Origin of the sequence: Clostridium cibarium (assembly GCF_014836335.1) — a bacterium.
GTDB classification, from domain to species: domain Bacteria; phylum Bacillota; class Clostridia; order Clostridiales; family Clostridiaceae; genus Clostridium; species Clostridium cibarium.
In genome coordinates, this window is record NZ_JACSRA010000052.1 from 1 (window position 1) to 11308 (window position 11308).

General features: G+C 30.8%; 6 protein-coding genes and 1 rRNA gene. All 7 read right to left on the reverse strand.

Annotated features, from left to right (window positions below; translation table 11 throughout):
- Positions 1-188: 188 nt before the first annotated feature.
- Positions 189-1295 carry a glucose-1-phosphate adenylyltransferase subunit GlgD gene (gene glgD / locus H9661_RS18985; RefSeq protein WP_191770354.1) on the reverse strand — a complete coding sequence of 369 codons (1107 nt, stop codon included), beginning with the start codon at positions 1293-1295 and terminating at the stop codon, positions 189-191.
- A 91-nt stretch (positions 1296-1386) separates the two neighbouring features.
- Positions 1387-2547 carry a glucose-1-phosphate adenylyltransferase gene (locus tag H9661_RS18990; protein ID WP_143318585.1) on the reverse strand — a complete coding sequence of 387 codons (1161 nt, stop codon included), beginning with the start codon at positions 2545-2547 and terminating at the stop codon, positions 1387-1389.
- 51 nt (positions 2548-2598) lie between these two features.
- On the reverse strand, positions 2599-4425 hold the full coding sequence (locus H9661_RS18995; RefSeq protein ID WP_191770360.1) for a glycoside hydrolase family 13 protein: 1827 nt from the start codon (positions 4423-4425) through the stop codon (positions 2599-2601).
- Positions 4426-4441: 16 nt separating this feature from the next.
- On the reverse strand, positions 4442-6877 hold the full coding sequence (locus H9661_RS19000) for a glycogen/starch/alpha-glucan family phosphorylase (RefSeq protein WP_191770356.1): 2436 nt from the start codon (positions 6875-6877) through the stop codon (positions 4442-4444).
- A gap of 29 nt (positions 6878-6906) precedes the next feature.
- The gene (gene glgA / locus H9661_RS19005) at positions 6907-8340 is read right to left on the reverse strand and encodes a glycogen synthase GlgA (RefSeq protein ID WP_191770358.1); all 1434 of its coding nucleotides are present in this window, start codon (positions 8338-8340) and stop codon (positions 6907-6909) included.
- A 27-nt stretch (positions 8341-8367) separates the two neighbouring features.
- Complete coding sequence (gene glgB, locus H9661_RS19010; protein ID WP_185966916.1) at positions 8368-10362, reverse strand: 1,4-alpha-glucan branching protein GlgB; 1995 nt, start codon at positions 10360-10362, stop codon at positions 8368-8370.
- An 870-nt stretch (positions 10363-11232) separates the two neighbouring features.
- A 5S ribosomal RNA gene (rrf, locus tag H9661_RS20110) occupies positions 11233-11308 on the reverse strand; the annotation flags it as partial.

The window sequence follows — 11308 nt, forward strand, 5'->3', positions numbered from 1 at the left end:
TTGCTTAAATATATAAAGTATTTCATATATTGATATGCTAGGATCAGTTTTTTTACTTTTTATGAATATTCTTTATAGTATGAATTTTTATCAATATATCTTAACTATAGATGTTTACTAACATTACTCATATTAAACTTATAAACCAAAAGTATCTCAAAATAGAAATTCTATTTTGAGATACCTCTTTAAACAACTTTATTTTTTTTAATAAATAGGGGATATAATCGCGATCCTATTAATTTTTCGTCTTTCTTAATTTCTATACCCTTATCTGCAATAACATTATCTAATACAGAATAATCGCCTATTACACTATTCTGCATAATTACACAATTTTTAAGTTTTACACCTTCACCTATATAAACTCGTCTTCCAATTACACAGTTCTCAACCTCACCTTTTACATAGCATCCATTTGCTATAATAGAATTTATTACTTTGCTTGAACTAGTATAATGTGTTGGAGCTTCATCCTTTGTTTTAGTGAATATAGGCCTTTCTTCACTAAATATTTCCTTACTTATTCTCCTATTTAATAATGCCAAATTTGCATCATATAATGCTTTAAGTGAATTAATGCATTCCAAATGCCCAGTAAATTCATAAGCTCCTACTCTCAAATTTCTCAAATTAGCAGATATATAGCTTCTTACTTTTCTATACATTCCACTTCTTATACATTCATGAATTATATCTATAAATGTGCTGGTCTCCAAAACGTACATCTCCATGCTAATATTTACATTTTTACTATGGCCTACATTTTCCCCAATACTTATAACCTCCCCTAAATCTCCAAAATTTAGCACACTGCAATCATCAAAAGCATTTTGAGGCTCCTTAATATTTTTATATACCATAGTTACATCTTTTCCACTTTTTTTATGATAATCTATTACCTCTTCAAAATCTATATTGCAAATCATATATGATGGTGCAAGTAAAACATATTCTTTTCGACTGTATTTAAAGAATTCAATATTCTCAGAAAAGTTGTGAACATCTTCATATGATGGATCATAATCTCCAAAGTTGAATACTTTTAAACCATCTTTTTTTCTATTTAAGTCCCATGGCTTTCCATTTGTTAAATGATCAATTAGAGATCTCGACTTATTTTTTGTAAATATACCTATACAGTCAATTCCGGAATTTGTCATATTGGATAATACAAAATCAATAATTCTATATCTAGCTGCTATTGGAACTGATGCAAGAGGTCTGTTAACAACTAATTCCCCCATTTTACTCTCGTTTCCATCTAAATTTATTATTCCTAAACAATTATTCATATTTCTCTTCCCCCATACCTCATGTTAAGTTTATTTTCTAACATATACCTATATAAATAATGCAAAACTTTACACTATAACTTATACTATGTTACACAGCCTTATTACTTTCTATTATTGTACCCATCTTAACTTCTTCTTTTGCTGCTATTATTGCTATATCATCTTCTAGTCCAATCCTACAGTCTTTCCTGACTATAGCATTTGATCCAACTATAGCTTTCTCAATAATTACATTGTCACCTATCTTAGCATTAGTCATTATTACCGAATCTCTAATAATTGAATTCTTACCTACCTGCACACCTTGAAACAATACAGAATTTTCTACATCTCCATTAACAACACATCCTTCAACTATTAGCGAATTTTTAACCTTAGCCCCTTCACCAATGTATTGAGCTGGTCTTACTGGATTTACAGAATATATCTTCCACTCCTCATCATATAAATTCAATTCATTATCATCCTTTAATAAATCCATATTAGCTTCCCAAAGACTATCTATTGTTCCAACATCCTTCCAATATCCTTTAAATGGGTACGCCACCATCTTATTTCCGTCTCCTAACATGCTTGGAATTATATCCTTTCCGAAATCATTACTTGAATTCTTATTTATTTCATCTTCCTTTAAATACTTTTTTAGAGTTTTCCAATTAAAAATATAAATTCCCATAGATGCTAAATTACTTTTAGGATTTTCCGGTTTCTCTTCAAATTCGTAAATTGTCATATCTTCTCTAGTATTCATTATTCCAAATCTACTTGCTTCATCTTTCGGAACTTCTATTACTGCTATAGTTGCTTCTGCTTTTCTTTCTTTATGGAAATCTATCATTTTAGTATAATCCATTTTATAAATATGATCTCCTGAAAGAATTAAAATGTATTCAGGGTCAGCTCCATCCACAAATTCTATATTTTGATATATAGCATTAGCTGTTCCTTTATACCACTTACCACCTTTTTCTTCTTGATATGGTGGCAGAACCCTTACCCCACCATTCTTTCTATCCAAGTCCCATGGCTCACCAATTCCTATATGTGCATTTAATTCTAAAGGCTTATATTGTGTTAATACTCCAACTGTATATATTCCTGAATTGGCACAGTTACTTAATGGAAAATCAATAATTCTGTATTTTCCTCCGAATGGTACTGCTGGTTTTGCAAGTTTCTTTGTTAATACCCCTAACCTTGATCCTTGTCCTCCAGCTAATATCATTGCTACAATCTCATTTTTTCCCATGAATACATATCCCCTCTCTGTCACATAAATTCTCATTAATAAAAAAATCTATTATTTGCCTTTTAACACCTTAACACCATAACCATCAAGGGTTAAAATGTTGTTTATTCCTAAACCCTTATATTCTTTATTTTTATCTAATATATCAATATATGATCCTTCAATATTCACATTATCTAAAGTTATTCTTCTCTCACTTATATTTACAGCAACTATTATTCTCTCGCTTTCATAGCATCTTTCAAAAACACATACATCCAAATCTGCATTGTAGAATTTGAAATCACCCTTTTTTAATGCATTTTCGTTATTCCTTATTCCTATAATAACTTTATAAAAATCTATGATTTCTTTACTCTCTCTCCCCCACGGATAGGCTCTTCTATTTTCTGGATCCTTTCCTCCTTCAAGTCCAGCTTCATCACCATAATATATTAAAGGTACTCCTGGCAATGTCATTTGTAATGCTATTATTATTTTTAGTAATTCTATGCGCTTATCTAATACTGTAAATATTCTTTCTGTATCATGAGTACTAATAATGTTCATATTCCCATAAAAATTTTCTCTTGGATAATTTTCAAATAAAGACAACACCTTTTTTGCAAACTTGTCCGACTTTATATATCCCTTTACAAAATTTATTAGATTTTCTCTTAATGGATAATTAGTAACAGAATCAAGTTCTCTGCCATAAAGATATCTTCTGCGTTTGGAATAACTTATCTTATTGGATGCATCTTCCCATACCTCTCCAATAAGAACATTATCACTAGATACCTCATTCATTTTTTCTTTTATCATCCTAATAAATTCATCAGGAAGCTCATCTGCTACATCTAATCTCCACCCACTGGCTCCAAGGTCCATCCACTTTTTTATTATTGAATTATTTCCTTTAATTATATATTCAACATAACTTGGTTCCATCTCTTCAACATTAGGCTGGTTATCTACACCCCACCAACATTCATAACTTTGTGGATAATTAATAAACCTATACCAACTGTAATATGGTGAACTTGGTGATTGATATGCCCCCGTTGTTTCATAATTTCCAAACTTATTAAAATATTTACTATCAGCTCCTGTATGGCTAAAAACGCCATCAAGTATTATTCTTATCCCCATTTCTTTAGCTTTCGTGCATAAAACTTTAAAATCTTCATTTGTTCCAAACATCTCATCAACAATTTCATAATCCCCCGTATCATATTTATGGCAACTAGATGCTTTGAAAATAGGATTTAAATATATTATGCTTATACCTAATTTTCTAAGATAATCTAGCTTATTAATTACACCTTTTAAATTTCCTCCATAAAAATCCCACCTAATAATTCTTCCTGAACTATCTTTAATATACATGGGGGAATCATTCCAAGAACCATATATGAACGAGTTACTTTTAGAAGAAATTATTTTTCCCTCTTCATTTCCATTAAAAAATCTATCTACAAATATTTGATAAATAACTCCTTCTTTATACCAATTTGGCATTATACTTTTTTCGTAAACGGTAATTTGATATGGTATTGGATCATAATTGTATACTCTCCCTACTCCACCTAATCTTTCATCATTATTCCCATAATATAACCTACTGTATCCATCAATAATTACAAAGTAATACTCAATGATCCCAGTATAATTAGATGTATCTATTACAGCAGAATACTTGTATGAACCATTATTTAAATACTCTTTGTTCATACCTATATTTTTAATTGGTTCATTTCCTTTAAGTAATTCAACAGCTACTATAACATCTCTATCCATTTCTATTGATAGCTTTACCTTTTGCTGAATTTCAACAGCTCCAAATGGACTTCTAAATTTCATATTTTGAGAATCATGAATTATTCTTAATTCATCCATCAAAAATTACCCCTCCTTATAGATTCTTATAAATTACTTCTGATCCCCATATCCCTGTTGCATATTGCTCAATAGTTCTATCAGAAGAAAAGATTCCTGAATGGGCTATATTTTGACCACACATCTTCTGCCATCTTCTTTCATCCTTATAAAGCATATCAATCTTGTTTTGCGCTTTAACATATGAGTCAAAGTCTTTTAGCACAAAAAATTCATCATTATAGTTAACTAAATTTTCATATATACTTCTGAATCTATCTTTATCTGGGTTATATCTTCCACTTACTAAATCATCTACTACTCTCTTAACTCTAATGTCACTGTTATATATTTCTGAAGAATTGTATCCCCCACTTCTGTAATAGCTTAATACTTCATCAGCTGTTAATCCAAAAATAACAATATTCTCATCAGTTACTTCATCTTTGATTTCTATATTAGCGCCATCTAGAGTTGCAATTGTTACTGCCCCGTTCATCATGAACTTCATATTTGATGTCCCAGATGCCTCTTTAGTGGTAGTAGAAATTTGTTCACTTAAATCTGTCCCTGGTATTATTTGTTCTGCTAACGAAACATTATAATTTTCCATAAACACCACTTTGATTTTATTATTAACTCTTGAATCATTATTAATTGTTTTTGCTATAGAGTTAATTAATTCAATTGTATTTTTAGCCAAATAATATCCGGGTGCCGCTTTACCTGCAAATATGAAAGTCCTGGATTCAATATCTTTGTCTGGATTATCTATTAACGAATTATACAAATCCATTATCCTTAAGCAATTTAATATTTGTCTTTTATATGCATGTATCCTTTTAACTTGGACATCAAAAATAGAATAAGGATCAACCTCTATCTTCTGATTTTTTAATATTGTACTCGCCAGCCTCTTTTTATTTTCCAACTTAATTCGAGACAACTTTTCTAATACAGAATCATCACTTAAATATTTTTGAAAATTATTCAAATCCGTAGGATGTTTTATAAAACTATCTCCAATAGTATCCTTTAGGAGATTGGTAAGCTTAGGATTACTCTTTAATAGCCAACGTCTATGTGTAATTCCATTTGTTTTATTGTTAAACTTATTAGGATATAGATAATAAAAATTACTCATTTCCTTCTTTTTCAATATTTCTGTATGAAGCTTTGCTACTCCATTGACGCTATGACTCCCAACGATAGCTAGGTGAGCCATCTTAACCTGACCATCTGCTATTATAGACATATCAGATATCTTTTGCCATTGCCCCTGAAATCTATTCCAAAGCTCTTCGCAATATCTCTTATTTATCTCCTCAACTATCATATAGATCCTAGGAAGTAACGATTTAAACATATCTATAGGCCATTTTTCTAAAGCCTCTGCCAAAATAGTGTGATTTGTATAAGACACTGTATTAGTTGTAATTCTCCATGCCACATTCCAGTCTAAGCCCTCTTCATCTACTAATATTCTCATTATTTCTGGTATAGCTAGAGTTGGATGTGTATCATTTATATGAATTGCAATTTTCTCATCTAATTCCTCAATATTTCCACCATATTTTTTAAAATGTCTAATTATACTTTGAATTCCTGCTGATACAAAAAAGTATTGCTGCTTTAGCCTAAGTATTTTCCCTTTATAGAATGAATCTTCTGGATATAAAACTTGAGAAATTGATTCAATTGAATTTTTGTACTCTATAGCCTTTAAAAAATCTCCTCTACTAAAAGAAGAAAAATCAAATTCATTGGAAACTGCTTCCGCACTCCACAATCTTAATGTATTAACAACATCATTGTCATAACCAACTATCGGGGTATCATAAGGAATTGCTAATACTGGCTCATAATTTACATGAGTAAAAGTTAGATTATTATTTATGTAATCTACTTTTACTTCTCCTCCAAATTTAACTATTTCAGACTTGTTGGCTTTTCTCATTTCCCACGCATTTCCTTCCTTAAGCCAATCATCTGAAACCTCAACTTGTTTTCCATCTACAATTTTTTGTTCAAAAAATCCGTACTTATATCTAATTCCACACCCGTTTCCTGGTATATTTAGTGATGCCATTGAGTCTAGAAAACAGGCAGCTAATCTACCCAACCCTCCATTTCCCAGGCCTTGGTCATGCTCTAGGTTCTCTAATTCTTCCAGTGGTATGTTTAATTCACTCAAGGCTTCTTTACATATATCCCTTATTCCAAGATTTAATAAAGCATCACCTAGTAATCTCCCCATCAAAAATTCCATAGAAAAATAATATACCTGTTTCTGACCAGATTTATTATTTTTCTTATTAGTTTTAAGCCACATTCTAGAAACATAATCCCTAATAAGTCCTGCTAAAGCTTCGTACTTTTGTTGATTATTTCCTTCCTTCAAATCAATTCCGTGCAATTCTAAAAACTTATTTATATAGGCTAGCTTAAAACTTTTCTTATCTACTGATACCACTTCTCAATCCTCCTTATTGCATATAACAATTATCTATAACTTAATTCTCTATACATATTCAAATATTCCTCAGCAGACTTGCTCCAACTATTATCGGAACGCATTGCATGTCTTATAATTTTATTCCATTGCCTCTTGTCATAATAAATATTTATAGCATATTGTATTATGCTTAGCATTTCTTCCCCATTAAAATTTGCAAAACTAAATCCATTACCTGATTCATCATACTGATTATAAGGAGTAACAGTATCTCTCAATCCTCCTGTTTCCCTAACAATAGGTATGCTTCCGTATCTTAATGCAATAAGTTGTCCAAGTCCACATGGCTCAAATAGCGATGGCATTAAAAACATATCTGATGCTGCATATACCTTATGAGCTAAGGTATTATCAAATCTAATATTTGCTGATACTTTATCTCCATATCTGTAATCTAACCATTTGAAATAATCCTCAAAGTTCTTATCTCCTGTTCCAACTATAACAAGTTGTACATCTTGTTGTAATAATCTCTCCGCAATATATACTAGCAACTCAATGCCTTTCTGCTTAGTTAATCTAGTTATCATTCCTATCATTGGTGTATTTCTATTTTCATACAATCCCAACTCTCTTTGTAACTCTACTTTATTAGTTTGTTTATCCTTAAGAGTTGAAACATCATACTTTTTATATATATAATTATCAGTGGCTGGATTGAATTCTTCATAATCAATCCCATTTAGAATTCCTCTTAATGCACCCTCTCTACACCTAAGTAGTCCATCTAGTTTCTCTCCATAGTCAGGTGTTTTTATCTCATTAGCATAACTATAACTAACCGTACTAATTAGATCTGAATAGTTTAATCCTCCCTTCATAAAACTTACACCTTTATCAAATTCTAAACTTTTATTTTTATATGGTTCATAATCATATCCGAATAATTCAGGTAGTATTGTTTTATCGAAACATCCTTGAAATAAAATGTTATGAATTGAAAATACAGTTCTAATACTACTGTAAAATAAATCCTTACTATATTCTAATCTCAGCAATACTGGAATCATCCCTGTCTGCCAATCATTACAATGAATCACATCTGGCTGCCAAGCAATTTGTTTGAGCATATTTAATACTGCTCTGTCAAAAAAAGCAAACCTTTCTCCATCATCATAAAAGCCATATAGCCCATCTCTGTCAAAATAAGCTTCATTATCTATTAAATAATAAATTACGCCTTCATGATTATACTCAAATACTCCACAATACTGAGCTCTCCATCCTACATTCACCGTGTACCATTTGATAAATCTGATTTTCCCTTTAAGCTCCCAATTAATAGATCTATACTTTGGTATAACCACCCTAACATCAACACCCTTTTTAGCAAGCTCCTTTGGCAAAGCTCCTGCAACATCTCCAAGACCTCCGCTCTTTATAAAAGGATGTGCTTCTGAGGCTACAAATAAAATTTTCATAAATATTCTCTCCCACCTATCGCACTATTAAATTTCTTTTTCCTTAATAACTTCTACTTCCTTAATAAGTTCTTTCCCTTCATCAGCTAGCTCTTTCTCTATTTTTTTAATCTTCAAAATTAAAGTTGCCATTGGTGGTATTTTCACTTTTATTGAATATGGCTGATTATGAAAAGGCTCCTTTACTGCCTTTAATATTTCCCCCATAACTTGTCCTGACCCACCATACTTCTCATCATCCGTATTCATTATTTCTTCATATTCACCTAAAAATGGCACCCCGACTTTATAATCGTAATAAACATCCTGCTTAAAGTTATTTATAATTATTAAAGTGTCTTCAGCATCCCTACTTTTTCTCATAAATATTAGAATGCTCTGATCACTATTCCTTGGTTCTATCCATGTGAATCCATTATAATCATAATCTAATTGCCAAAATGCCTTATTGTTTAGGTATAATTTATTTAAATCCTTAAAGAACAAATGAGTTTTTTTGTAAATATCATCATCTTCCATAGAAATCCACTCTAACTCTTCATATTCTCTCCACTCTATATATTGTGCAAACTCACTACCCATGAAAGTTAACTTCTTACCTGGATGAGCCATCATATATGAACAAAATACCCTTACTCCAGCAAACTTATTCCACTTGTCTCCCCACATCTTATTAACTAAAGACTTTTTTCCATGAACTACTTCATCATGTGAAAGTGGTAAAATGAAGTTCTCTGAATAGTTGTACATCATTGAAAATGTAATATTTTTATGATGATGTTTTCTGTACAATGGATCTAATTGAATGTATTCTAGTACGTCATTCATCCATCCCATATTCCACTTAAAGTTAAATCCTAGTCCATCACTTTCTACAGGCTTACTTATATTAGGCCAAGCTGTAGACTCTTCTGCAATCATAAGTGCAGTTGGAAATTCCTTAAAGACTGCTTTGTTCAACTCCTTCAAAAACTCCATACCTTCTAGGTTTCCATTTCCACCATATTTATTAGGAACCCATTCTCCATGACTTTTTCCATAGTCTAAATACAAAATGCTAGATACTGCATCTACTCTTAACCCATCTACATGGAATTCTCTAAACCAGTATAAAGCATTTGATATTAAATAACTTTTTACTTCTGATCTTCCTAAATCAAAATTGCATGTGCCCCATCCAGAGTTTTCTGCCCTCCAGTTTTCCTTATACTCATAAGTTGGTGTCCCATCAAACCTATATAATCCATGAGCATCCTTGCAAAAATGGCCTGGTACCCAATCTAAAATTACACCTATATCTGCTTTGTGTAGACTTTCAATCAATTTTTTAGCACCTTCCAAGCTTCCATATCTTGATGTTGGAGAATAATACCCTGTTCCTTGATATCCCCAGGACGCATCTAAAGGATGCTCTACTATTGGCATAATCTCTACATGTGTATACCCCATTTCTTTTACATAACTAGGTAAAATTTCGCTTAGCTCTTCATAGCTTAAAAAATCACCATTTTCTTTTCTTCTCCATGAACCTAGATGAATTTCATATATGTTTAACGGACTTTCATACACATTTATTTTCTTTTGCTTTGCCACCCATTTTCTATCATCCCATTTAAACTTTTCTGATTGATATATAATAGATGCATTGTTTGGTCTTAATTCACTCTGTACAGCATACGGATCTGATTTGAACTCACTTCTTTCTCCTTTTTCATTTACAATACAATACTTATACCTTTCTCCTTCTTTAGCTTCTGGAAAGAATCCACTCCATAATCCATGTTCTGTAACTTTTTTTAACTCAAACTCATCTTTAACTTGAAAATTATTAAAATCACCTACTATATATACCTTTGAAGCGTTTGGTGCCCATGTGGTAAATCTTACTCCCTTAACTCTCATTTCTGTAGTAATATGTGAACCTAAAATGTCGTAAGACTCATAATTTTTTCCTTCATGAAATAAGTAAGTATTAAATTCAGTTAAATCATTCTTACACAACTTTCTTCCGTATTTCTCCATCCCCTCATCTTTCTTTTCATCTATTACTTTTCCTTTAATAGTTTCTATTTCCTTTGCCCTATCTTTCTCAAATTCTTTACTTTCATTATTTGAAGCAAAGTTTTTTTCAGATTTTTTTTTATTTATATTTACGTCTCTCTCCTCCATCTTTGACTTCTTTATTGCTGTTGATTTCTTTGCTGAAATCCTATTTGATTTCTTTGCCGAAGTTCCATTATTTCTAGAATTTTTAGATGAAGTTTTTTTAGTATTTTTCTTTTTTGTTTCATTAACTTGTAGCTCCAATTTTTCTGGTTTATAATTCCCTTGTTCAATACTATCTTTCTCTATTACCAATATTTTTGAAGCATTTTTTTGATTAGTATCACTTTTCAAAACTCAATCCCCCCTGAACTTATACCATTGTTATTGTAACGTTATAACAGTAATGTTATAACAATTCCCAATTTAATACCATATATCTATATTACCAAATTTTAGAATATTTTTCATCTTTTTTTTAGTAATATTTATAAAAAAAGAAATTTATTCTTTTTTTGATTTTCTATCTCTCCTTAATTCTACTAATATGATAAGCAACAAATTGCTAGATCAATGTTAATAAGCATAGAAATAGTAATATGATAAGATCAGAATGTATAAATAAGCTTTCTAAAGGAAGATATAAAGATGTTTTAAATACAGTAAATAAACCAAAAGTTTGAAAATAGTTTTATTGAAAGGATTTAGTGAATAACTTATATCAATTGATGAAGTTAAAAATAAGATTTGTTAGATTTTTATGAATATAGATTAGATTTCTATGTGATTAAAATATCATTTAACTCGTTGTACAAAAAAAAGGATAGTTTTCACTATCCTTTTCAACATACCTGGCAACGTCTTACTCTCCCACACAGTCTCCCATGCAGTACCATCAGCGCTGTAGAGCTTAACTTTCCTGTTC